The 22,857-nt window shown below is 65.7% G+C and carries 26 protein-coding genes and 1 tRNA gene; 15 read left to right on the top strand and 12 right to left on the bottom strand.

Annotated elements, in window-relative coordinates; genetic code table 11:
- Nucleotides 1-27: 27 nt before the first annotated feature.
- Both CIT40_RS04395 and CIT40_RS04390 read right to left on the bottom strand, forming a co-directional pair.
- Nucleotides 28-1,821 (bottom strand): peptide ABC transporter substrate-binding protein, encoded by a 1,794-nt coding sequence (locus CIT40_RS04395; RefSeq protein WP_094895899.1) that lies wholly within the window; start codon nt 1,819-1,821, stop codon nt 28-30.
- Nucleotides 1,822-2,082: 261 nt separating this feature from the next.
- Nucleotides 2,083-3,501, bottom strand: coding sequence for a M20 family metallopeptidase (locus CIT40_RS04390; RefSeq protein ID WP_094895898.1), 1,419 nt, complete (start codon nt 3,499-3,501; stop codon nt 2,083-2,085).
- A 286-nt stretch (nt 3,502-3,787) separates the two neighbouring features.
- Between CIT40_RS04390 and CIT40_RS04385 the strand changes: the two genes are divergently transcribed.
- From CIT40_RS04385 to CIT40_RS04375, 3 genes are all read left to right on the top strand, one after another.
- On the top strand, nt 3,788-4,759 hold the full coding sequence (locus CIT40_RS04385; RefSeq protein ID WP_094895897.1) for a S1C family serine protease: 972 nt from the start codon (nt 3,788-3,790) through the stop codon (nt 4,757-4,759).
- A gap of 22 nt (nt 4,760-4,781) precedes the next feature.
- The gene (locus tag CIT40_RS04380; protein ID WP_094895896.1) at nt 4,782-5,852 is read left to right on the top strand and encodes a dienelactone hydrolase family protein; all 1,071 of its coding nucleotides are present in this window, start codon (nt 4,782-4,784) and stop codon (nt 5,850-5,852) included.
- Nucleotides 5,853-5,933: 81 nt separating this feature from the next.
- Nucleotides 5,934-6,140: a hypothetical protein gene (locus CIT40_RS04375; protein WP_094895895.1), complete on the top strand. Its 207-nt coding sequence runs from the start codon at nt 5,934-5,936 to the stop codon at nt 6,138-6,140.
- An 83-nt stretch (nt 6,141-6,223) separates the two neighbouring features.
- On the opposite strand, the gene CIT40_RS04370 is transcribed toward CIT40_RS04375, so the two are convergent.
- From CIT40_RS04370 to CIT40_RS04350, 5 genes are all read right to left on the bottom strand, one after another.
- Nucleotides 6,224-6,883: a DsbA family protein gene (locus tag CIT40_RS04370; RefSeq protein WP_162307347.1), complete on the bottom strand. Its 660-nt coding sequence runs from the start codon at nt 6,881-6,883 to the stop codon at nt 6,224-6,226.
- An 86-nt stretch (nt 6,884-6,969) separates the two neighbouring features.
- Nucleotides 6,970-7,692, bottom strand: coding sequence for an LrgB family protein (locus CIT40_RS04365; RefSeq protein WP_094895893.1), 723 nt, complete (start codon nt 7,690-7,692; stop codon nt 6,970-6,972).
- Nucleotides 7,689-8,072 carry a CidA/LrgA family protein gene (locus tag CIT40_RS04360; protein WP_094895892.1) on the bottom strand — a complete coding sequence of 128 codons (384 nt, stop codon included), beginning with the start codon at nt 8,070-8,072 and terminating at the stop codon, nt 7,689-7,691. Before CIT40_RS04360 ends, CIT40_RS04365 begins: the two co-directional genes overlap by 4 nt.
- Nucleotides 8,073-8,116: 44 nt before the next feature.
- On the bottom strand, nt 8,117-8,593 hold the full coding sequence (locus CIT40_RS04355; protein ID WP_094895891.1) for a PaaI family thioesterase: 477 nt from the start codon (nt 8,591-8,593) through the stop codon (nt 8,117-8,119).
- Nucleotides 8,594-8,596: 3 nt separating this feature from the next.
- Nucleotides 8,597-9,022, bottom strand: a complete 426-nt coding sequence (locus tag CIT40_RS04350; RefSeq protein WP_094895890.1) for an acyl-CoA thioesterase — start codon at nt 9,020-9,022, stop codon at nt 8,597-8,599.
- Between the two features lie 104 nt (nt 9,023-9,126).
- On the opposite strand from CIT40_RS04350, the gene CIT40_RS04345 reads away from it, so the two are divergent.
- Nucleotides 9,127-9,675, top strand: coding sequence for a TetR/AcrR family transcriptional regulator (locus tag CIT40_RS04345; protein ID WP_094895889.1), 549 nt, complete (start codon nt 9,127-9,129; stop codon nt 9,673-9,675).
- A 47-nt stretch (nt 9,676-9,722) separates the two neighbouring features.
- Here the strand turns inward: CIT40_RS04345 and CIT40_RS04340 are convergent, their stop codons facing one another.
- Nucleotides 9,723-10,208 (bottom strand): hypothetical protein, encoded by a 486-nt coding sequence (locus CIT40_RS04340; protein WP_094895888.1) that lies wholly within the window; start codon nt 10,206-10,208, stop codon nt 9,723-9,725.
- A 205-nt stretch (nt 10,209-10,413) separates the two neighbouring features.
- On the opposite strand from CIT40_RS04340, the gene CIT40_RS04335 reads away from it, so the two are divergent.
- Both CIT40_RS04335 and CIT40_RS04330 read left to right on the top strand, forming a co-directional pair.
- Complete coding sequence (locus tag CIT40_RS04335; protein WP_094895887.1) at nt 10,414-10,695, top strand: PsiF family protein; 282 nt, start codon at nt 10,414-10,416, stop codon at nt 10,693-10,695.
- A gap of 101 nt (nt 10,696-10,796) precedes the next feature.
- The gene (locus tag CIT40_RS04330; protein WP_094895886.1) at nt 10,797-11,882 is read left to right on the top strand and encodes an AbrB family transcriptional regulator; all 1,086 of its coding nucleotides are present in this window, start codon (nt 10,797-10,799) and stop codon (nt 11,880-11,882) included.
- A 149-nt stretch (nt 11,883-12,031) separates the two neighbouring features.
- On the opposite strand, the gene CIT40_RS04325 is transcribed toward CIT40_RS04330, so the two are convergent.
- Complete coding sequence (locus CIT40_RS04325) at nt 12,032-12,571, bottom strand: disulfide bond formation protein B (RefSeq protein ID WP_094895885.1); 540 nt, start codon at nt 12,569-12,571, stop codon at nt 12,032-12,034.
- 157 nt (nt 12,572-12,728) lie between these two features.
- On the opposite strand from CIT40_RS04325, the gene CIT40_RS04320 reads away from it, so the two are divergent.
- Nucleotides 12,729-12,813: transfer RNA gene (locus tag CIT40_RS04320), tRNA-Leu, on the top strand.
- A gap of 359 nt (nt 12,814-13,172) precedes the next feature.
- The gene (locus CIT40_RS04315) at nt 13,173-13,475 is read left to right on the top strand and encodes a hypothetical protein (protein WP_094895884.1); all 303 of its coding nucleotides are present in this window, start codon (nt 13,173-13,175) and stop codon (nt 13,473-13,475) included.
- A gap of 41 nt (nt 13,476-13,516) precedes the next feature.
- On the opposite strand, the gene CIT40_RS04310 is transcribed toward CIT40_RS04315, so the two are convergent.
- Complete coding sequence (locus tag CIT40_RS04310) at nt 13,517-13,978, bottom strand: DUF6314 family protein (RefSeq protein ID WP_094895883.1); 462 nt, start codon at nt 13,976-13,978, stop codon at nt 13,517-13,519.
- A gap of 112 nt (nt 13,979-14,090) precedes the next feature.
- Between CIT40_RS04310 and CIT40_RS04305 the strand changes: the two genes are divergently transcribed.
- Complete coding sequence (locus CIT40_RS04305) at nt 14,091-14,318, top strand: hypothetical protein (RefSeq protein WP_094895882.1); 228 nt, start codon at nt 14,091-14,093, stop codon at nt 14,316-14,318.
- 42 nt (nt 14,319-14,360) lie between these two features.
- On the opposite strand, the gene CIT40_RS04300 is transcribed toward CIT40_RS04305, so the two are convergent.
- Entirely contained in the window at nt 14,361-15,320 is a 960-nt protein-coding gene (locus CIT40_RS04300; RefSeq protein ID WP_094895881.1) for an AraC family transcriptional regulator, read from the bottom strand.
- Nucleotides 15,321-15,608: 288 nt separating this feature from the next.
- Between CIT40_RS04300 and CIT40_RS04295 the strand changes: the two genes are divergently transcribed.
- The 5 genes from CIT40_RS04295 to CIT40_RS04275 all read left to right on the top strand — a co-directional run bounded on the left by CIT40_RS04295 (nt 15,609) and on the right by CIT40_RS04275 (nt 21,923).
- Nucleotides 15,609-15,851, top strand: coding sequence for a hypothetical protein (locus CIT40_RS04295; RefSeq protein WP_094895880.1), 243 nt, complete (start codon nt 15,609-15,611; stop codon nt 15,849-15,851).
- A gap of 26 nt (nt 15,852-15,877) precedes the next feature.
- On the top strand, nt 15,878-16,129 hold the full coding sequence (locus tag CIT40_RS04290) for a GCG_CRPN prefix-to-repeats domain-containing protein (protein WP_094895879.1): 252 nt from the start codon (nt 15,878-15,880) through the stop codon (nt 16,127-16,129).
- Nucleotides 16,130-16,390: 261 nt separating this feature from the next.
- Complete coding sequence (locus CIT40_RS04285; protein ID WP_094895878.1) at nt 16,391-19,147, top strand: DUF2235 domain-containing protein; 2,757 nt, start codon at nt 16,391-16,393, stop codon at nt 19,145-19,147.
- A gap of 149 nt (nt 19,148-19,296) precedes the next feature.
- Nucleotides 19,297-19,980, top strand: a complete 684-nt coding sequence (locus CIT40_RS04280) for a response regulator (protein ID WP_094895877.1) — start codon at nt 19,297-19,299, stop codon at nt 19,978-19,980.
- Nucleotides 19,977-21,923 carry a sensor histidine kinase gene (locus CIT40_RS04275; protein ID WP_193550904.1) on the top strand — a complete coding sequence of 649 codons (1,947 nt, stop codon included), beginning with the start codon at nt 19,977-19,979 and terminating at the stop codon, nt 21,921-21,923. Before CIT40_RS04280 ends, CIT40_RS04275 begins: the two co-directional genes overlap by 4 nt.
- A 139-nt stretch (nt 21,924-22,062) precedes the next feature.
- Here CIT40_RS04275 and CIT40_RS04270 read toward each other — a convergent pair whose 3' ends face one another.
- The gene (locus tag CIT40_RS04270) at nt 22,063-22,356 is read right to left on the bottom strand and encodes a hypothetical protein (protein ID WP_094895876.1); all 294 of its coding nucleotides are present in this window, start codon (nt 22,354-22,356) and stop codon (nt 22,063-22,065) included.
- 236 nt (nt 22,357-22,592) lie between these two features.
- Between CIT40_RS04270 and CIT40_RS04265 the strand changes: the two genes are divergently transcribed.
- On the top strand, nt 22,593-22,817 hold the full coding sequence (locus tag CIT40_RS04265; protein ID WP_094895875.1) for a hypothetical protein: 225 nt from the start codon (nt 22,593-22,595) through the stop codon (nt 22,815-22,817).
- The last annotated feature ends 40 nt before the right edge of the window (nt 22,818-22,857 follow it).

The following is a 22,857-nucleotide window of genomic DNA, read 5'->3' as shown; positions in this document are numbered from 1 at the left end:
GAAGGGATCCCGCCTAGGCGTGCGCGATCATCCTTCCCGATACCAGTCGAACAGATTGTCGGTCTCGTTGGCCCAGCCGCTGATGACGCAGACGAGATTGTTGGCGGCCGCCTCGACCTTGAGACGATGCTGGACCGGAATGAAGACGGTGTCCTGCCACATCAGATCGTTGGCCTTGATGTAGTAGGCAGCGCGCTTGATCGGGTCCATCTCCATGTCGGCCGCGGTGATCGCGGCGTCATAATCCTTGTTGACCCAGCGCGGGAAGTTGGTGCCCTGCCACTTGTTCTCCTTGGTCGCGACACTGGTGGAGAGGTAGCGGCGCATGTGCTGCGACGGATCCGGCTGGCTGAGCGGGATCTGGAACATCTCGATGTCGGCATAGAACTTCGGGTAGGTGTCGGGATTGGCGACGTCGGACGAGAAGAATACCGAAGCCACCACCGACTTCAGCTCGACCTCGATGCCGGCCTTCTGACAGGCCTGCTTGACGATGGCCTGGGTCTTCTGCCGCGGACCGTTGATCGAGGTTTGATAGACGATCTTGAGCTTCTTGCCGTCCTTCTCGCGGATGCCGTCGGCGCCGGCCTTCCAGCCGCCGTCTTCGAGCATCTTGGCGGCCTTCTCGATGTTGAATTCCCAGCTCGTGTTCTTGGACACGAACTTCTCGGGTCCGTTGAGGAAGTTGGCGGTGGTGCGGCCGGCGCGGCCGTAGATCGCCTTCTTGACGGATTCGCGGTCGACCAGCAGGGACAGCGCCTTGCGCACGACGGGATCCGAGAACAGCGGATGCTTGGTCTTCATCGACGAACGCTCGCCGTCGACCTCGACGTTCGGATCGGTGAAGTTGAGCGCGATGAACTCGGTGTCGCCGCCGACGGCATAGACGGTCTTGCCCTTGCCGCCCTTCTCCAGGCGCAGCAGCACGTCGTCCTCGACCTGGATGTTCCAGCCGAAATCATATTCACCGGTCTGAATCACCGCACGCGCGGCCGAGACGGCGTCACCGCCACCCTTCATCTCGAGCGAATCGAAATAGGGCCGGTTGGCCATGTGATAGTCGGGATTGATCACGCCGCGGATGAGATCGCCCGGCTTGAACTCGACGAACTTGTAGGGACCGGTGCCGACGGGCGCGAGATTGGCCGGGGCTTCGCGCGACTTCGAACCGATGTAATCCGCGAAGAGATGCTTCGGCAGGATCTGGCCTGCTCCCGCGCCGACGAAGGCATCGGCCCAGAACGGCGTCGGCTTGGGGAAGGTGATCTTGACCGTCAGATCGTCGATCTTCTCGACCGTGATATCGCGATAGACACCGATCGTGACGGCTGCGGTCGCGGGGTCCTTGGCGTACTGCCAGGTAAACACGAGGTCGTCCGCCGTGAACGGCTTGCCGTCGTGCCATTTCACGCCGGGCTTCAGCTTCCAGGTCACCGACTTGCCGTCGGCGGCGAGCAGGCCGTTCTGGATCGAGGGGATCTCGGTCGCCAGAACCAGCTTCATGTTGCCGTCCGGATCCCAGCAGGCGAGCGGCTCGTAGAACAGGCGCGAGCCGTCCTGGTCCTTGGTGCCGGTGGCGAAATGCGGGTTGAGCAGGGTCGGGCCCTGCCACCACAACAGCTTCAGCGCACCGCCGCCGCCACGCTTGGTCGGCTTGTAGGTCGAGGCGCCCTCGGCCATGGCGACGCCGCCCAGCGCGAGGATCTGATTGGCCAGGGGTGCAGTGAGGCCGACGGCGGCCATGCGCTTGATGAAGGCGCGGCGATCCATTCGCCCGTCCTTCACCTGGCCGATCATTGAACGCAGTTCTTTATCCAGCATGGTTGTCCCCCGTCTGGTTCCCATCGTGATGAGGACGGCCGAGGAAGCTGGCCGCCCAATTAGCTGGCAGTAGATGGCACACCGAATGGGGGGCCCGTCAACTGCGACCGTGTGTATGCAAACGGTCTTCTGGCTGTCTGTTGGGCAAAACTGCGCTCTGCAGCCCATCCATTTGGCAATCCAGCATCAAAACATGCTGGATTGCACGCTGCACTGCGAAAAATTTGTTCGCAGGATCAGACGAAGTGTGGAGGCGCAATTCTACGCGACTGACATGTTGAGCGGCGGATCAATGTGATCCGGCAGGGGACAGATATACGGCGTCTTGGCCGTCCGCTTCTCGAGATCCGCCTTCGCTGCCTTGATCAGTTCCGGATCGGTCAGCGCCTTGATGCCGAGACCGGCCATCGCCTTGGCCGCCTGTACCATGGCCTTGTGGGCATGCGGGCTCTTGCCCTGCGCCACCACCTGCCAGGTGTGGAACGGCGTGCCGATCGCAACCGTGGGTGCGTGAACCTGCACCGTCGGCACCACCCAGCTGACATCACCGACGTCGGTCGAGCCGACCAGCGGATTGCGCTTGGCATCGAGCGGCACCAGAAAGTCGGCCAGCGGCCGATCGGTCTGCTCCATGCCGATCGCGTAATAGACCGACGCGATGTCCTTGTCACTCAACGTCGCGCGGATCTGGCTGGCAAAGCCCTTGTCCGCATCGTCGAAATGCGGCGGCCCAAGCTCTTCCATGACCCGGTGCAGAGCCTGCTCCAGTGGCGTATTCGGCAGGATGTTGGAGACCGCGGAGATGATCTTCATCTCGACCTTGGTCTCGGTCATCAGCGCCGCGCCCTCGGCGATCTTGCTCACGCGTCCGACCAGCTCGTTCATGCCGGGAAGGTCTCGGGCGCGGATCGAGTAGCGCACCCGCGCATGGGCCTGGACCACGTTGGGCGCGATGCCGCCGGTGTCGAGCAGCGCGTAATGCACCCGCGCATCGCTCGGCATGTGCTCGCGCATGTAGTTCACGCCGACATTCATCAATTCCACCGCATCGAGCGCGGAACGGCCGAGATGCGGTGAGGCCGCGGCATGCGAGGTGCGGCCGGTGAAGATGAAGTCCGCGCGCGTGTTGGCGAGCGACGGCGTCACCGCGACCTCCCAGAAGCTGTGCGGATGCCAGGTGACGGCGATGTCGGCGTCCTCGAACGCGCCGGAACGCACCATGAAGGCCTTGGCCGCGCCGCCTTCTTCGGCCGGGCAGCCGTAATAGCGCACGCGGCCGGGCACCTTGTTTTCGGCGAGCCAGTCCTTCACCGCGGTCGCGGCAAGCAGCGCAGCGGAACCGAGCAGGTTGTGACCACAGCCATGGCCGTGTCCGCCGGATTCGATCGGACGATGCTCGGCGACGCCCGCTTCCTGGCTGAGACCAGGCAGCGCGTCATATTCTCCCATGAACGCGATGACCGGACCGCCCTCGCCCCACTCGCCCATCACCGCAGTCGGAATGCCGGCGACGTTCTCAGTGATGCGGAAACCCTGATGACGCAGCTCGGCGAGGTGCTCGGCGGCGGACCGCGCTTCGGTGTAGCACACTTCGGGCATGCCCCAGACCTTGTCGCTGAGGTCGATGAAACGCCCCTTGATCGTGTCGATGCCACGCCAGATGTCGCTGCGGTTGTCCATTGCTTCGGTCCGTGATCCCTTGGTCAAACGAAGCGGCAATGGTTAGCAGCTTCATGGTACGGCGCCTAGCACCTCGCCGGACACCAGCCATGCGGCCGCATGCTGGATCGAGGGTCGGCCGCCATCCGCACGGGATGCCTCCGAGCCTTTCGAAGATTTCACGCGGGGTTCTAGGAATAGTTGGGAACGAGGCTTTCAAGACGCCCTTCCTCAGCCTAAATTAACTGTGCTTCGCGCGTCGCTCTGCAGCAATCCCGGGGCGATGCACTAAAGCCAGGAGAACTCCATGCCCGCTTTGACCGAATGGAGAGTGCCGCCGGCCAATCAACCGCGTGCGAGCGACTACGGTTTCGATCTCGATCGCGCGCTCGCATCCGTCGTCGGCCTGCACGCCATCATCCCCCCGGACGCCTTCAGCGCCGAGACGCTGGGCACCGAACGCGCCGGCAACGGCGTCGTGATCGACCACGGACTGGTGCTGACCATCGGCTATCTCATCACCGAGGCGGAATCGGTGTGGCTGCACCTCGGCGACGGGCGGGTGGTCGAAGGCCATGCGCTCGGCTTCGATTCCGAAACCGGCTTCGGCCTGGTGCAGGCTCTCGGCGAGCTCGACGTCGAGCCGTTGCCGATCGGCAGTTCGGCGAAAACCGGGATCGGCGACCGCGTCGTGGTCGGCGGCGCCGGCGGCCGTACGCGCTCGGTCGCCAGCCAGATCGTGGCCAAGCAGGAATTCGCCGGTTATTGGGAATATCTGCTGGACGAGGCCATGTTCACCTATCCCGCGCATCCGAACTGGGGCGGCACGGCGCTGCTCAACGAGCGCGGCGAACTGATCGGCATCGGCTCGCTTCAGCTGGAACGCGAACGCGACGGCAAGGCCGAGCACGTCAACATGGTCGTGCCGATCGACCTCCTGAAGCCGGTTCTCGACGATCTGCGCAAGTTCGGTCGCGTCAACAAGCCGGCGCGACCCTGGCTCGGCCTCTACTCGACCGAGATCGACAACCGTGTGGTCGTGATCGGGATTTCCCCCAACGGTCCTGCCGCGCGCGCCGAGCTCAAGACCGACGACATCATCCTCGCCGTGAGCGGCGACAAGGTCACGAGCCAGGCCGCGTTCTACAGGAAGATGTGGGCGCTCGGCGCCGCCGGCGTCGACGTGCCGCTGACCGTGTACCACCAAGGTGTCACCTTCGACGTCACGGTAACCTCGACCGATCGCTTCAAGCTCTTGAAGGCGCCGAAGTTGCATTGATCGCACGCCGGAGGAAGCCGCGATGAGCGAGGCCGTGATCGACGACATCGTGGCCGTGCTGCCGCCGCTGCTCAATGCGCTGGAAGCGCTCGGCTTCTTCCAACGTCAATTGCATCCGCCGGCGTTCGCTTCCGTGATGAACGCAATCGGCGCACCGGACGAGACGCTGCAAACCGCACACGCGGCTATCGGAGCGTGGCCGGAACAGTTCGCGGGCCTCCGCGAGCGGCTTGATCGCGCCTGCGGCGAGACGCTTGCCGCCTTTGCCGGGATCCGCGAGGTCGAGCGCGGCAATGGCGATCTCGTCGCCGTCTTCCGGGCGCTGCGCCATGTGCCGCGTGCGCAGGAGGCGCTCTATCCGCTGGCGATGCAATTTCCTCCCGTCAGCAGCTTCTTTCTCAACACCGCCAATCGCGACAATGCGGATCTGCTGTCGCGGCTCGAAGCCGGCGCGAGCGAAGATACCGGCATCTTCCACGATCACAACGAACCCGGCAGCCGCGGCGGCTTCTCGGTCTACGTGCCTGAGCATTATACGCCCGAGTGCGCCATGCCGCTGGTGATGGCGCTGCATGGCGGCAGCGGCAACGGACGCGGTTTCCTGTGGAGCTGGCTGCGCGACGCCCGCAGCCTTGGCGCGATCCTGGTGGCGCCGACCGCGACCGGTCCGACCTGGGCGCTGATGGGCGATGATGCCGATACGCCCAATCTCAGGCGCATCCTCGAAACCGTGCGCAGCCGCTGGAGCATCGACAGCTCGCGCATGCTGCTGACCGGCATGAGCGACGGCGGCACCTTCAGCTACGTCAGCGGTCTCGACGGCGCCTCGCCCTTCACCCATCTGGCGCCGGTATCGGCAACCTTCCATCCGCTGATGGCGGAGATGGCCGACGCCGCGCGCCTGCAAGGGCTGCCGATCTTCATCACCCACGGCAAGCTCGACTGGATGTTTCCGGTGCAGACCGCGCGCCAGACCCAGGCGGCGCTCGCCGCGGCCGGCGCCGACGTCACCTATCGCGAGATCGACGACCTCAGCCACACCTATCCGCGTGAGATCAACGCGGAGCTGGTGCAGTGGCTGAATGCGGAATGAACAAGTCCACCTCATCCGTGCCGCAGTGCTGCGGAACCTTCGCTTCGGGCCGACGTTATCGGCCGTCACCGGAGGTTAGCCATGCGGACTTTTTTCGGAATGATCTTGGGCGCGCTGCTCCTTGCCGGAGGAGTCTACGTCTATGACTCCATGCAGACGTCGTCCGTCGCCAACGGCGAGGTCGCGAGCGTCAATCGCACGATCGTGAACTGGGACGTCGCGAAGGCCGATTGGAATGCGCTGCGCGATCGCGCGCATAGGGACTGGGTGCGAATCTCGCAGAAGTAACGCCGCACTGTCGAACATGAACGAGGCGCCGTCGCGAATCCGCGGCGGCGCCTTTGCGTTGGCTGCGATCGATGCCGCGCGTATCAGTTCATCTTGGCCTTGCGGGCATCGGCGATGACCTGCTCGAACTCGGCCATGCTGAGCACGCCCGGAACGCGATACTTGCCGACGATGAAGGCTGGGGTGCCGCGGAAGCCGAAGGCTTCGGCCTGCTCGTTGTTGCGCTTGAGCAGGGCGTCGATGTCGCTGCCGCGGCTGGCGAGATCGCGCTTCAGCCGGTCCATGTCGACGCCGGCGGCCGCGAGCAGCTCGTTGATGCGCGACTCGGTCAGGCGCGAACTGACGCCCATCATGGCGTCATGGGCCTGGTGGTACTTGTCCTGGAATTTCGCCGCGAGCGCGGTTCGCGCCGCCGTGACCGAGACCGGCCCGAGGATCGGCCAATCCTTCATCACCAGCCGCACCTTGCCGTCGTCCTGGACGACCTGGCGCAACTCGGGCTCGAGCTTGCGGCAATAGGGGCAGTTGTAGTCGGACCATTCGACAATGGTGACGTTGCCGTTCGGATTGCCGGCGACGGGCGTATCGGGGTCGCGCAGCACCTTGGCCTCGGTCAACACCTCGTTCTCGTCGGTCGCCGCGCGCACCGAGGCGCCGCCCGTCAGTGCCAAGGCGCCTGCCCCGATCAGCGTCAACGCAACGCGCCGCGTCGGCCCAAGGCCCTTAGTCCCAAATCCAGCCATATCTCGTCCCGTTTCGGTCCCATCCCCCGAATACGGTTCGGGACCGGGAGTTATTACCCGTCATATAGAGTGTCGCGGCGGCGATGTCATCGCACCAGCAGCGTGACCGCCAGGGGGACCAGGAACGAGGTCACCAAGGCGTTCAGGCTCATGGCGATGCCGGAGAAGACGCCGGCAATCTCGTCGACCTGGAACGCACGCGCGGTGCCGATGCCATGCGCGGCCAAGCCGGCCGCAAATCCGCGCGCGCGGTAATCGGTGACGCCGGTGCGGTTCATCAGCGGCGTCACGATGATGGCGCCCATGATGCCGGTGAGGATGACCGCAACCGCCGCCAGCGAGGGATCGGCGTGCAGCGATTCGGCGATGCCCATGGCGACGCCGGCAGTGACCGATTTCGGCGCCAGCGACAGCACCACGTCGCGCGGCAGGCCGGCGAGCTCGGCCAGCAGTACCACCGACACCACCGCGGTGACCGATCCCGCGAGCAGCGCCACCAGCATCGGCACGATGGATGACACGACGCGCCGGCGGTTCTCGTAGAGCGGGACCGCAAGCGCGACGGTGGCAGGCCCCAGTAGGAAGTGCACGAACTGCGCGCCGGCGAAATAGCTCGTATAGGACGTGCCGGTCGCGAGCAGGAACGCTCCGATGATCCACATCGCGTGCAGCACGGGATTGGCGAGCGGATGGCGCCGCGTCGCCAGCGACACCGCATCCGTGGTCGCATAGACCAGCAGTGTCACGGTCAGCCACAGCAGCGGCGACTGCGAGAGATAGACCCAGAGCGAGAACGGATTGTCCTTCATCGCGCGTCCTGCTGCTTCAACAGGCGGCTGACCAGGCGAAATGTCAGCACCGTCGCCAACAGCGTGACGACCACGGAGAGCGCGAGCACCAGGACGATGGCGATGCCGTGCGACGCGAGCAGGTCGAGCTTCTGCACGACGCCGACGCCGGCCGGCACGAACAGCAGCGACAGATGCGCCAGCAGGCCCTTGCTTGCGTTTTCCACGCCGTCGTTGCGCAGGGGCCCGTGTGCAAGCACAGTGAAGCGATCGCGGGCAAGCAGCAGCATCAGGAGCAGCAGCAGGCCGAGCACCGGTCCCGGCAAGGGCAGGCCGAGGCCGCGCACGACGGCTTCGCCGATCAATTGGCACAGCAGGATGAGGCCGAGACTCGCAAGCATGACCAGCGCATCAAGGGATGCGACGGCAGGCTTGTCAATCGGCGCTATGCACGAGACGTGCGCGGCTCGTGCGAAGCTGCAATGCGGGGCAGCATCGCCATCAACGTGCCGGTCATCGTGGCGATCAGCGTGGTGGTGCCCTCGTGCTCGGCGAACGCCCTCGCCTCGCAGAACGTGAGCGTGCGGCCCGGCTTGACCACCTCGGCCTTGAAGACGACCCGTTCGCCCCGGGCCGGCGCGAGCAGCGTCGTCTTGAATTCGACGGTAAGGATGTCGGCCTCGCGTGGCATCAGGCTGAAGGCGGCAACGCCGCAGGCGTTGTCGAGGCCTGCGGTGACGATGCCGGCATGGACAAAGCCGTTCTGCTGGGTGAGGGCCGGCGAATGCAGCATCGCCAGCTCGGCCTCGCCCGGTGCAAGCCGGACGATCACGATGCCGAGCGTGTGCATCGCCGGCTGACGCTCGAACATCGCGATCGCCGCCGCGCGATAGCCCGGGTTTCTCGGCTCGAATGCGGCCATGGTTCAGGCCTCGGCCGGAGCGGCGAGATGGCGCAGGGCGACCTCGCGGATGGCATCCGCGAACGGCGCCGATTTGCGCTGGCTCCGGTCCATGTGCACGCCGGTGATCTCGCAGATTGCGGCGATCTCGCCGGTTTCGGCATTCGTCATGTCGTGCCGGAAGCGGATCGACTTGTCGCGGATTTCGAGCAGATGGCTGCGGATCTCGACGATGTCGCCGGCGAGCAGCTCGCGCCTGTAGGCGATGTTCTGCTGCACCGCCGCCATGCCGCGGCCGGAGGAGCGCAGATAGCTCGGCGTCAGACCGAGGCGGGCGAACAGATTCCAGTTGGCTTCGTCGAACTTGCCGACATACCACATGATGTTCATGTGCCCGACATGGTCGCATTGCCACGGATAGACCGTGCCGCGATAGGTCGCCTCCTCCATCGCCGTCTCCGCCCTCGTAGTTTATCAATCTTGATACGGTAGCGTATCAGGCACGGGACGCGTTAGCAATACGGCACCGTATCAAGAATCGGAAAGGCCACTTCATGAACGACGGCAAAGGCGACGTCTGGGTCGAGGCGGGCTTTACCGAGCTCGCCCGCGCGGGGGTCGAAGGTGTCAGGGTCGAGGTGCTCGCCAAGAATCTCGGCGTCACCAAGGGCGGCTTCTATCGTCGCTTCGCCGACCGCGCCGCGCTGCTCGATGCCATGCTGCAACATTGGCGCGAGGGGCGGGCCGCCTCGATTGCGCAGCAGACGCGCCTCGATGGCCAACAGCCGCGCGAGCGGCTGAAGGCGGTGATCCAGCTCTATTCCGAGCGGCTCAATCCGGAAGCCATGGCGATCGAGCTCGCGATCCGGCAATGGGCCCGCTCCGACGAGAACGCCGCGGCAGCCGTGACGGGCGTGGACGCGGCGCGGCTCAAACATGTGGCCGAACTCTATCGCGCGACCGGACTCGCGGCCGAAGAGGCTGACGCACAGGCTTTCCTGTTCTACTGCTTCATCTTCGGCCAGAGCCTGTTGTTCGTCGAGCGCGGCCCGCGCAAACGATCGCAACTGGTGGCGAAATCGGCCGAAAAGCTGCTGGGCTAGGCAAAAAGGCCGGAGCGTTGCTCCGGCCTTCGCGCCAAATTCGAGGCTCAGGCGGCGCCCTTCAGCTTCTTGTTGCATTCGCTGTAATAGCCGCCGCCCTTCTGGATCCACTTCATGCCGCCGTTGCCGTTGGTGGTCTTGTTGGCGTTGTATTGGTCGACGCAGGTGTGCAGGCGCCCCTTGCCCGGGGTCTCCTTGGCATATTTCGGATCGATCGCATTCGGATAGATCGCGGGTCCGGCTGGCAGGGTCGGCGCGGCAGCCGGGGCCGCCTCCGTCTTGGCCTGCTTCGGCTCGGCCGGAGCTGCGGGCGCAGCGGCGGTCGGTGCAGGAGCAGCCGACGTCGCATCCGCACCGCACTGGGCCTTGCGGAAATCATTCCACTTCATGGTGCCGAGCGAGCCGTCCTTCTTGGCCGCCTGGTATTTGGCGCTGCACTCCTGCGATGTCAGCGCCTGCGCCGGCGCTGACATCGCCAAAGCGGCCAATCCCGACAACGCCATCGCGCAGAGCAATCTCGATTGAATGGTCATCCTTAGGTCTCCTCCTTGGCGTTCCCCCGAGGGGAAGTGAAACAAGACTTGCTATCCTAGCGTGCCGGCCATTTGCGACAAGGAAGCGATGGCTCCCGGCCGCCAAAATATAGTCAAGGCGCCGTTCAGATTATTCATGTCGCGTTCAGCAACCCGAGCCGACGTTCGCAACCCTTCGTAATTCTCGCAAGAAGAGTGCAACACCATGACCCTCGCCTCTCGCCTCGCCGCAATCGTCCTCGCCACCCTGCTCGCCAGCGGGACCGCCTTCGCGCAGACCGCCGCGCCCGCGACCAAGACCGATACGAAGACCGATGCCGCCACGGCCGACAAGAAAGCCCCGAAGGAGCGCTCGGCCGAGTCGCTCGACTGCTCCAAGCAGGCCGACGCCAAGGGCCTGCACGGCAAGGAGCGCAAGAAATTCCGCTCCGAATGCATCAAGAGCGCCAAGGCCGGCACCGCCACACCGGCTGCCGACAAGAAATAGCCTCCAACACGATCTCCCGCGAGCTTCCAGCGAGAGGCGCGCGCATTGCGGCATGACGAGCCTGCAATTGTGCGCCTCTCGCCGATTTGCGATAAGGCGGCGTGAAGCAAATCGCCGCCTCCCTGTCATTTGAATGGCCGAGCCGTGCCAAGATCCTGAGCACGGCGGAGACGCTCGTCATCGGCACCGCCGGCGGCCTCGTGTTTCTGCTCGCCGGCCTTCCCGGCGGACTGATCTCCGGCTCGATGATCGCGGTCGGGATCGCCGCCATCGCCGGGCGCCAGCTCGCGCTGCCGCCGATCCTGACCCAGACCGTGCTGGTGCTGCTCGGCATTTCGCTGGGCTCGGTGGTCTCGCGCCATCTGCTTCAGCAGGTCGGTGCCTATCCCCTCACCATCGGGCTGCTTGCGCTCGCGACCTTCTGCTCGACTTTCGGCTCGAGCTATTACCTCCAGCGCGTCCATGGCTGGGACCGCACCTCGGCCTTCCTCGCCGGCAGCCCCGGCGCGCTGTCGCAGATCACGATTCTGGCGGTCGAGCGCGGCGCCGACCTGCCGGGCATCGCGGTGGTGCAGACCATGCGCGTCATCATCCTCACCGCGGCGCTGCCGATGGTGCTCGCGTTTGCAGGCGTCGCCCCCTCTGCCGCGCCGTCGCTGACGACGACGATCGCCTCCCCGCTCGATCTCGTTGAGCTGGTCGCGGCCTCGCTGGCCATGGCGCTAGTCCTGCGCCTGATCAAGTTTCCGGCGAGCTGGATGTTCGGCGCCATGATCGCCTCCAGCGTGCTGCACGGCGCCGGCTGGGTCGAGGGCGGCCTGCCGAACTGGGTGCGCGGCGTGGCGCTGGTCGGCATCGGCGCGCTGATCGGCAGCCGTTTCGCGAGGATGCGGCTCAAGACGCTGGCCGGCCACATCAACGCGGCACTGGGCTCGTTTGCGGTGGCCATCGCCGTCTCCGCCATCTTCGTCGGCATCGTGGCGCTGACCACCCAGGTCAAATTCTCCGACACCGTCGTCGCCTTCGCGCCGGGCGCGATGGATGCCATGCTGGCGCTGGCGCTCACGTTACACATTGACCCGATCTTCGTCGGCGCCCATCATTTGTCGCGTTTCGTGTTCGTGACGATCGCGACGCCCGGCATCGTGCATCTGTTCGGACGCACGCAGGACGACGTGGATGATTGACGTGGCTGATCTCGCGTAGGGTGGGCAAAGGCACATTCGCGCCGTGCCCACCATGCCTCTGCAATCTCGATAAAAATGGTGGGCAGCTTCCGCCTTCGCTCTTCGAGCTTCGGCGGACAAGTCGCTTTGTTTGCCCTACGGCGGCTTGCCTAGCCTCTTGCCGTCTTTGCAAATCCCCACGCCGCGATCGCGGCCATGAGCAGCGAGATCAGTACGTTGTAGCCGGCGAGCGAGAGGCCGAGGAAGCGCCACTGCACCTCGTCGCAGCGCACCACCTTCACGGTGTCGAGCTTCGAGAAGAGATCGCCGGCGTTGCCGAGGTTGACGACCGGACCGGTGCAATCGGTCGGCCCCTTCCAGAGCCCCCATTCGACGCCCGAATGATAGGCGCCGAGACCGGCATTGGCGAGCGTCGCCAGCGCGAGGATCGAGAGCCCGGCCAGCAGCAGCGGCCGCGGCGCGCCGCTGCGCGCGGCAAACGCCGTCAACGCACCGAGCGGGATCGCGAGATAGTAGGCATAGCGCTGCTCCAGGCAGAGCGGACAGGGCAGGATCTCCAGCACGAGCTGGAAGAACCAGGCGCCCGCGATGGTCGCAGCCGCAATCAGCGTGACGAGCAGCGAAGCGGTCAGCGCGGGGCCGCCGGCTGCCGGCTTGAACGCAGGTATTGCGGCACTCTGGGTCGTCACGGCGGCCTCTTTCGCAGGTCTCTCGCCCCAAGGCTCTAATCCCGGTCCATGCGGCTGTCGAGAACGCTCGGGATCACTTTGGCGCGGGTTGACCCCGCTTTGTCCATGGCTATAGTCCGCCGGCTTCGCGACGCTCGCCTCATCGGGCCGACCGAGGGCCCCTGTGGCGGAACTGGTAGACGCGCTCGACTCAAAATCGAGTTCCGCAAGGAGTGCTGGTTCGATTCCGGCCAGGGGCACCACGCTTCGCCCTTCGGGCTACGCGTGGCGCAGCGACGCCGAGCCGAAGAGCGAAACGTGTCCGGCGAAGCCACGCGTAGCCCGAAGGGTGAAGCGTGTCCGGCGAAGCCTCTTGGCGAAGACGGACCGTCTCAACGAATCCGCTCCCTTCCTCGACCACTTTAACATCTCTCCACGGTATAATCGGTAACCCCCTTCGGGCTACGCGTGGCGCGGCCACGCGGAGCCCGAAGGGTGAAGCGTGTCCGGCGAAGCCTCCTGGCGAAGACGGACCGTCTCAACGAACCTGCTCTCCCGCTAGCCATCCCCGCCTCTCCCATGTATAAACCGGTAGCTTCTTCCAGTCCTCGAAGGAGCTCATATGAACGATTTGCACGCGTGGCTTTCGCAACAGCACCACGGTTTGCGGACCTTCCAGACCTTTCAGCACAAGCTCGAGATGCTCGGCCGCAGCGATCCCGCCCAGCGCGGCCTGTGCCGGCTGCTCAGCGGCATCGTCGGCAGCTATGTCGAGGCCTTTGACGAGTCCCCGCTCCCGGTCGACACGGCCGAGGTCGCCTATCGGCGCCTGCTGACGCTGGTCGAAAGCCTCGATCTGCACGGAAACGCCGCGCGCCGCCTCGCCGACATCAACCGCGTGGCGGACAGTCAGCTCTGGCAATGACGCGACGGAATGGCGGTTGGCCGCGATATCGCCTTAGGGCATCACGACAGACGCGCATAGGCCGTGTTGATCGCGTAGTCCTTGCGAGGACCCGACACCCCGTGACGAACGGCGAACGTTCCATCCCGCATGAACCTGTAAGCTGACCGATATTCGTCGCGATTACAAATGTGGCGCGCGCTTCCGCACAGCTCTCCTGCGGAAGATGCGGACAGTAAAATCTCGTGAAACAACCTCAGCGGCTCCTCCTTGAAGAAGACCTGAAATCCTCCGTCGCAGTTGCTGAAGACGTATTCGCGTTCGGCCTGCACGATGGTGCCGTTCGCGAGCTTCAAATGTCCCTGCTCGCGATAGGCCAAGCGCGCCCCGTCCAGCGGCGCAAAGATCGCGATACCCTGCATCGTGGCCTGGCCTTCGATGATGCGGTCGAGCGACCACGAACCGATCAGCTTGTTCGTGACGTCCGAGGCGTCACCCCAGCCATCGATCGTGACTTCGTTCATATCTTCAGGCCTGCGCATGCCTCCCAGCCTCAGGACAGGGCAGCGGGGCGTTCGACTTCGGCGAACGGATACCTATATCTTATCGCAACGATGGGTGCAGTGAGCAGCTTTGATGGCCAGAACACGCACGACGGACGCCGATGACCTTCCCCGCTATTTTGTCTGGATTCGGGGCCTCGAAGGCCCCGAGCCGCAGAAATGGACGGCGATGGATTTCGGCGTCGGTGACTGGAAGCGGCCGTTGGTGCTGGCCTATCTGGAACTGCCGCAGGACGAGCGGCGGCTGTCGCTGTCGATGCTGGCCCGGCGCTATCCGCCGCCGCGGGTGGATGTCTCGTAAGGTGGGTGAGGGTTTCGCCTAACCCACCCTGGGAAAGCTACTTCACTTCCCTCTCGCCGCGGTCGGCGTCAGGCCGAACCTCCTGCGAAAGCAGCGATTGAAATAAGAGAGATCATTGAAGCCGCAGGCGAACGCGATGTCGCTGATGCGGGCCTCGCGACGAGCGAGGAGCTCGGCGGCCTTGCGCAGGCGCAGTTCGGTCAGGCGGGTGGTGAAGCCGGCGCCGGCTTCGAACAGCAATTCGTTGACGTAACGCTCGGAGAGAGCGGTGGCGGCGGCGAGCTTTTGCGCGGAGAAATCCGGTTCATGGAAGCGCGCCTGGAGGACCGACAGCACGGCCTTGAGCCGCACCGCGCGAAGGCCCCGGCGTCGCGCGGCAGTGACGACGTCGCCGCGGGCGCCGAGGCCGATCGCAGCGAGATCGAGCAGATGCGCGGCGATCGCCATGCCGGCTTCGTCCGCGGCGGAGGCATGACGCAGCAGGAGGTCGCTGTAGTCCATCGCCAGCGACAGCGCTCCGCCGGGCTCGAGCTCGCAGCCTACGAGATCGTCGACACCGGGCACCATCGCCCGCAGCGTTTCGACCGGCAGATGCACGTTGGTAAAGCGCTTGTGGCTGGCGCCGTCGGCGGCGAAGAACGGTTCGTCCAGCTTGAGCAGCACCATCGATCCCGGCCGCATGGTGAATTCGCGCCCGCGATGGACCACATCCGAAGGCCGATCGCCGGTGTTGCGTGCGAGACAAAAGCGGTCGTCGCCGGTCTCGACCACCTGTCGCTTCTCCCGACGGACCGTGACGAAGCTGCCATCGCAGCGACCGAGCATGGTGGTGCCGACGTGAATCGAGTTCATGGTCGCGCGGAACGGCACATCGGACGCCGGATCGAGCTCGCCCGTGTTGGAGAAATGCTCGAACAATTCGGCGAAGCGAATGAAACGCTGCCGGTCGGACAGATCCGGCGGCAGCATGTCGGTCGAGAGCGACTTCCGGATGACGGACATCGAAAGAGCGTCCAAGAGAAGACTTTATGAAAAAGGCCATGGCCGAAGCCCGCCTGGCAAGAGTGAGCCCGGAATAAACACAGGTCGGGCACAGGCTATCAGCACGCCAACGTGAATCAAGCTGCGCCGGTCAGTCCAAGCCGCGCCATCGCCGGCGCCGGACAGTCCAAGACGGCGCGCATGAGCCAGTCCTATTCAGGCAGCGGGTGCAGCATCCCGCGACAGAAGGGGACTGTACCCGGGCAAACCGGGCGGCCCTGCCTGCCGCCCCCTGGAGGAGACAACGACATGCGAAATTCTCTACCCCGCAGCCTCGTGCTCGGCGGCGTCATCGCGACCAGTCTCTGCATCGGCTACGCGCTCGGCGCGCAACCGCATATGAGCGAAGCCATTGCGATCCTGCAATCGGCCCGCGCCGAACTCGGCAAGGCCGAACCGAACAAGGGCGGCCATCGCGAAAAGGCGATGGGACTGGTCGACCAGGCCATCGCCGAGGTCCGCGCCGGCATCGCCTTCGCCGCCGGCCATTGAAGCAACGGTATGAGGGAGGACAAGTCATGATACGAACCATGTTTGCCGCGGCGTTCGCGCTTCTCGCCATCACTGGCGTTGCCGAAGCCATGCCGCTTGCCCCACTCTGCGCAAGCACGACCAGCGACGTGATCGCGATCGCCGGCGGCTGCGGCCCCGGCTGGCATCGCGGCCCCTATGGCGGCTGCCTCAGGAACTACGCCAACCCCGCAGCGCACGCCTGCCCGCGCGGCTACCATATCGGCCCCGGCGGCCGCTGCCGCGGCAACGGCAAGTAACAGCCGGCTTCAGGCCGCCGCTTCGCAGTCGCGGCCGCATCGCAATAGAGGACTCAAAGCCCGGGCTCGCCCGGGCTTTTCTTTTGCCGACTGTGGCGGAGTTCATAAATGGCCGGAGCAAGACGGCGCAATTCTTCGTACCACCTCAGCGCGATTGTGGGTGTCTTGCGTCCATTACTCTCACGATGAACTGACGGATTGAATTTTCGGGTGCCGCCCAAGCGGGCTTGAAGCATCCGCCCTGAATTTTGGGAGAAATCCATGACGCAACAGGACGCGGCGCTGCTTGGCGGTTCTGCAAGGCCGAACCATGCGCAGGATGATTCAAGCACCGCGACAGACGCACCCGACGCACGGGCGCCGCGCAAGCTGGTGCTGTTCGCCGACGGCACCGGCAATGCGTTCACCACGAAGGAATCCAGCGTCTGGCGACTCTATGAGGCGCTGGACCATACCCAGCCGGATCAGATCGCACATTACATCAAGGGTGTCGGCACCGCCGGCTGGGCACCGTTGGCCGCGCTCGACGGTGCCACCGGCATCGGCGTTCCCGGCAACGTCCGCAAGCTCTATCGCTTCCTGTGCTGGAACTGGCGGCCCGGCGACGAGATCTACATCTTCGGCTTCAGCCGCGGCGCCTTCACCGCGCGCACGCTGGCCGCGCTGATCTCGAGCCAGGGCCTGGTGCCGGCGGAGATCGACGACACGCCGGTGTCGCATGCCGAGATGGGGCGCAACGTCAAAGCCGCCTGGCGCGCGTACCGGCGCGACACCGTGCCCTGGACCAGGAGCCTGCCGACGATCTGGGTCACGCGCTGGATCCGCGACCTCGTGCTGTTCGTCTATCACTGGCTTTGCCGGCACCGCAGCTATGCCGAGGTGCGGAGCAAAATGAACGGGCGCAGCGAGGTCAAGATCGCATTCCTCGGCCTGTTCGACACCGTCGAGGCGTTCGGCGTTCCGGTCGAGGAGCTCCGTCTCGCCATCGACTGGGCGATCTGGCCGATCTCGTTCCGCAATCACCGGCTGTCGCACAAGGTCAGGCACGCCTGTCACGCGCTCGCGCTCGACGACGAACGCACCACCTTCCATCCGCTGCGGATCGACCAGAGCCATCTGGCGCAAGGACAGATCGTCAAGGAGGTGTGGTTCACGGGGGTTCATTCCGATATCGGCGGCGGCTATCCGGAATCCACGCTGTCCTTCGTGCCGCTGGTCTGGATGGTCGAGCAGCTCGGCGGCCGGCTGCGTTTCAAGGACGGCGAGATCGAGCATTTCAGCGACTATCAATCGGCGCTCGGACCGCGGCACGATTCCCGCGGCGGCGCAGCGGTGCTGTACCGCTACGGGCCGCGTCCGATCGTCGGCGGCGTCGTCAATGGCGGGCTGCCGGTGGTGCACTTCGCCGTCATCGAGCGCATGCTGTTCGGCTGTGACGATTACGCGCCCATCATGCTTCCGGCGAACTGCCTGGTGCTGCTGCCGGACGGAACGAAATTGCCGCTGCGGTCGGAAGGCGACGACAAGCATCTCGACGAGCAGCATGCGCGCGAGGCCATGAAGGCCGCCTATCTGCAAAAGGCGACGGGACCGCGTCGTACCGAGGAGGCCAGGGCCTTCACCAAGATGAGCACGCCCGATGCCACCATGTCGAGCCTCACGCGCGACACCGTGTGGTGGCGGCGCGTCGCCTATTTCTCGCTTCTGTTCATGGTCGGCGTGATCGCCGCCTGGCCGTGGATCGCGCACGCGCTGGTGCAGTGGTCCGAGGACCGCGCCCTGGAGGGCACCGGCGCACTGTCTTTCATCACCGATATCGACTGGGTGATGGGCGCAGTGGCGGCGCCGCTGACCAATCTGCTGCGAGACGTGCTGCCGTCCTATGCGGCCCCCTGGCTCAACATCGCGACCTACTATCCCTTCCTGACCTCGATCGTGGTGATCGTCACCTGGTGGATCTGGCACAAGAACGGAACGTTGCGTGACGACATCCAGGAGCGGGCGCGTCTCGCCTGGAACACGCCGCGGCGCAGGGCGAGCATGGCGCACGTCGACCAGCCGGGGCCGTTGATGCGGTTCGGACATTGGATGCGCCTGAATGCCGGCCCGGCGCAGCGCGTCATCACCAAGGGATTGGTGCCGGCGGTCTTCCTGATCGCGATCTTCGGCTCGGCCGCGCTGATCGCCTCGAGCAGCCTGTTCACCGGACGTCTCGCGCTCGGTTCCGTCTGCTCGCCGCCTGCGGTCGAGGGCTCGCCCTCGTTCCAGACCGGCGCGCCGGTGACGGACGAGCCGCTCGCGGCGCGCGCGCTGTTCGACGTCAGGGAGTTTTGCTGGTGGAGCGGGCTCGCCGTCGAGAAGGGCCGCAAATACCGCGTCTTTCTCGAGATCAAGGAGCCATGGTTCGACCGCACCATCATGAGTGGCGCGAACGGATTTGCGACCTACGAGCCGCATCATTACGTGGCGCTGCCGGAGCGGCGCCTGTTTGCCGCGGACTGGTTCCAGCCGGTGGTGCGCGTCGGCAGCAAAGGCATCAACGACCTGCCGCTGAATGCCGTCAATGTGATGCCCGCCGACGAATTTCCCCGCCGCATGAAGCCCACCTTGCCCGCGGAGGACGACATCAGCAGGAGCCGCAACAGGTACCCCGTGCGCCTCGGCGACACCGCCGAGTTCAAGGGACGGCTCGACGGCCTCGGCAAATTCGAACCGATTCCACCGGCCATGCTCGCCGAGGCAGGCCAGGTCTGGACCAAGCAGCTGTTGACCGGCCGCCTCGTCGCCGAATTCGTCGCGCCCGAGTCCGGCGAGCTGTTTTTCTACGTCAATGACGCCGTCCAGATCTTCCCGCGGCTGCTTCCGGAATCGTGGGTCCCGTCCTGGCTCGATGCGATCCAGGGACCGCGCGATCTGTTCTACCGAAACAATAGCGGCACTGCGAAGATCAAGGTCCAGCGCCTGCCGGCCCCTCCGATGCCGCCGGACAAGCCGGAAGCACCGCTGGCGCGCAATTGAGACCCGGCGGGGATCCGCGTCGGAGTTCTCCGCGCCGCGGCTTGGGCACGGGGCATCCCGCCCCCATGATTATGGGTGTCGCTGCCTGCGTCTGGCAGCTAAACTTGCCCTTGCGCCGCGGGGGACACGCGGACCGCGGGACCACGATCATGACTGAACAGGGCGAGACGGGTGAAATCATCACCATCCTCCTCGTCGAGGACGACGCGCCGACCTGTTGGCGGCTCCAGGACGCGCTGATCAAGGCCGGCTACGAGGTGCGCAGCGCCGGCACGCTCGGCGAAGCCCGTTCGGCGCTGGCCGCCGGCGCGCCCCGCGTGCTGCTGACCGATCTGCGGCTGCCCGACGGCCACGGCGTCGAGCTGATCCGCGAGATGAGGCAGCGCTTTCCCGACACCGAGATCATGGTGATCTCGGCCCTCGGCGACGAGGAGAGCGTGATCTCCGCGATCACGGTCGGCGCCACCGGCTATCTGCTCAAGGACGCCTTCCCGACCGACATCGCCACCACCGTGCGCGACCTGGTCGCCGGCCATTCGCCGATCTCGGCCTCGATCGCGCGCTTCATCGTGCGCAGGACACAGGGCGCCGCGCAGAATTCGGCGGAGCCGCCGCCCGGCCCTGTGCTCAACACCGCCCGGCTGACGCCGCGCGAGATCGACATCCTCTGGGGCATCGCAAAAGGCTTCAGCTATGCCGAGATCGCCAGCCATCTCGGGCTGTCCAAGCAAACCGTGCCCGGCCACATCAAGAACATCTATCGCAAGCTCGAGGTGCACACGCGCAGCGAAGCGGTGTTCGAGGCGGTGCAGCAGGGTCTGATCAAGCTGTGAGCGAGATCGCGGCCAAGGTAGCTGCCAAGGCGCCTGCGAGGGCACCCACGCGCCCGCGGCGCCGGCTGATCGCCTCGCGCCTCGTGCCTTATCTGCTGCTGCAGGCCCTGATCGTGATCGCCACCATTGTCGGACTGCGGCTGCTGCAGCCGAGCGACCCAGACGATTTTGCGCTGAGCGGATTTTCGCTGCGGGAGGACGGCGTGACACTGCCCGTGGCGCTGCCGCATTTCACGGCCTCGCGCTATTCGCTTGCCGACCCGCCGCTCTATACCGGCAGCTTCACGTTCCACCAGGGCGAAGCGGCATCGGGATGGTCGGTCTATCTGCCGCGCTTCAGCAACGCGGTGGAGGTCGCCGTCGACGGCGTCGTCGTGCTCGACTCCCGGCGCGATGCCAATGCCAACCGGCCCGACCGCAACACGCCGCAGATCGCAGCCATTCCCTCTTCGCTGCTGCGCGAGGGCGCCAACGAAATCACGGTGCGCCTGTTCGTGTGGGGACCGTTGAAGGGCTTTCTCGACACCGTCTATGTCGGACCGGACGCAGCCCTGCGTCCGGCCTACGAGACGCGCACGCTGCTGTTCGTCACCCTGCCGGTGGTGTTCTCGGCCTGGCAGTCGATCCTGGCCGTCATCCTCGCGATCATGTGGCTGATGCGGCGCCGCGAGCCGGTCTACGGCGTGCTGGCGGCTGCGATGGTGATCGGAGTGGTGCAGGCGTATGTCCCGCCGCCGGTGCCGCCGGCCGCCACGTCGCGGCTTGCCGCGGTGCTGCTGGCGTCCGCGCCGACCGAGAGTGCGTTGGTCGTCATGTTCGGCGTACTGTTCTTCGGCTGGCGCTGGCCACGCTACGGCGCGTTGCTGTTCGTGCCGGGGATCGTCGTGTTCGTGGTCGGGCTGATCGGGGGCCCGCCGCTTCCGCGCATCCTCTTCCTGGTGCTCGGCATCCCCACGGTCGGGCTTTGCCTGCTGCTGATGGCCTGGGTGACCACGACCGCGGTCGTGCGGCGGCAGGACGCCGCAAGCTTCACGATCGGCTGCGCCGTCACCATCGTGCTGGTCTGCTGGATCCAGGACATGCTGACAGTGCTCGAGATCGTGAACAACGATCGCATCTTCGTCTCGCGCCTGTCCTATTCGGCGATGCTGGTCGCGATCGGCGCGGGGTTGACTTGGCGCTTCGCCCGCGCGCTGAACCAGGTCGACAGCTTTGCCGGCCAGCTGGTGACGCGCGTGCGGGAGGCCGAGGAGCGGCTGAAGGCAAGCTTCGTCCGCGAGGAGGAGCGCGCGCGCGCCGCCGCGCTCGCCAATGAACGCACGCGCCTGATGCGCGACCTGCATGACGGCCTTGGCGGCCAGCTCGTCAGCATCGTCGCGCTCTCCGAGCGCGGCCATGAGGGCGCGACCATCACCGACGCTGCCCGTGCCGCGCTGAAGGATCTGCGTCTCGTCATCGATTCCATGGACGACATCGGCGGCGACCTGATGCTGGCGCTTGGCTCCTGGCGCGAGCGCGCCAGCGCGCAATTGCGGCCGCACGACATCACGCTCGACTGGCGCGTGGCGACCGTGCAGGGCTTGCCGCTGCACCCGGAACTGCGGCCGTGGCACGTCATCCAGATCGTGCGCATCCTCGACGAGGCCGTGACCAACGCGGTCAAGCACGCTCAGGCCCGCCATATCGCGGTCACCATCGAGACGCTCGACGCAAGCGAGGGGCCGTGCGGCCTGATCAGCGTGACCGACGACGGCCATGGCTTTGCACCGGCCGGCGACGGCGAAGCCGGACGCACCGGCCAGACCGCGCGCGGCCTGCGCAACATGAGAAATCGCGCCGCGCGCTGCGGCGCGGTGCTCGATCTGAGTTCCGATGCCTCAGGGACGCGCGTGCGGCTGCACTTGCCGCAGCGTTTTCCCGACAGCGACGCGGCTGCGGGCTGAAAAGCCCCCTCTCCGAAACGTGTGGGACGCACGGAGAGAGGGAACGGGCCGGGTGATTCGCCGGCGGAGGACGGGGGGTTCGTCCGCAAGGCGCGCCCTGGGCCCGAAGCGATGCAATCAACTCAATCGAATGGAAATGTCAGCGCCTGCCGACGCGATTGACCGGTCCACCGCGGTTCATCGGCGTTCCCGCGCGCACGCCGACCCCGGGCGCGCCGACGCCGGGCGTTGCGACTGCCGCCGCCGCGACCGGCGCTCCCGGCGCCACGACCACCGCCGCCGCCGTCGGCCGCACCACGCAGCCCTTGGGCACGCCGACGGTCTTGCAATAGACCACCGCCTGCGCCGGGCTCGTCCCCAGCGACACCATCGCCACGCCCGCCAGCGCCATGACCGTCAGCCCTGCACTTAGCGCTCCAGCTCTCTTCGACATCCTAGCTCTCCTGCTTCCCGTTCGGCGTCCCGATGCAATCACCGGGTCTCGCAGCCGAGGTGCAGCCTGAATGACAAAAGACGGCGCGCAGATACATGCCATGAAGATGGGGGTCCCGCGGCCGTGAGGGCCTGCCGGTGCCATGAACATGGCATGGACCCGTGCACGGCCTTCGCGAGATGGTCCGGCCCGATTGATCCCGGTCGGGACCAACGAGGATTTACAAGAGGTGCTTCATGAAGATTTCGGTTCTTGCCGCTCTGCTGCTCACCGCAGCCGCCCTGCCCGCTGCCGCGCAATCCGGTCCATCGGTCCAGGAGCAAATGGCCTGCCGCGGCGATGCCAGCAAATTCTGCGCCGAACATATCGGCAAGCCGCCGCAGATGAATGCCTGCCTGCGCGAGAACAAGTCAAAGCTCTCGGACAGCTGCCGCAAGGTCGTCGAGTCGCGCGGCGGTTGATCCGCCCTCGTTTCACCTGAATAAAGAGAGGGCGGCGCGC

It is taken from the genome of Bradyrhizobium amphicarpaeae, from assembly GCF_002266435.3.
GTDB lineage: Bacteria > Pseudomonadota > Alphaproteobacteria > Rhizobiales > Xanthobacteraceae > Bradyrhizobium > Bradyrhizobium amphicarpaeae.
Note: the sequence above shows the minus strand (reverse complement) of the source record. Positions and strands in the feature narration are given on the sequence as shown.